Annotated in this window: 1 protein-coding gene; it reads left to right on the forward strand. The window is 56.5% G+C overall.

All coding sequences use genetic code 11. The annotated features are described in order from the left end of the window. A partial coding sequence (locus AC07RZ_RS24150; protein ID WP_494669875.1) for a hypothetical protein occupies positions 1-255 on the forward strand: 255 nt, incomplete at both ends.

Here is a 255-nt window from a genome sequence, read left to right on the forward strand (position 1 = left end):
CGTCGAGGCTGAAGTCGACAATGACGAAACGCTGCTGTTGGTGGTGCTCAGGCCAGTCGAAGTTGATGTCGACAACGAAGCCACATTGCTGTTCGTGGTGCTCAGGCCTGTCGAGGCTGAAGTCGACAATGACGAAACGCTGCTGTTAGTCGTGCTCAGGCCGGTCGAAGTTGATGTCGACAACGAAGCCACATTGCTGTTCGTGGTGCTCAGGCCTGTCGAGGCCGAAGTCGACAGCGACGAAACGCTGCTGTT

This window comes from Collimonas sp. GW821-FHT07E08, assembly GCF_059418905.1.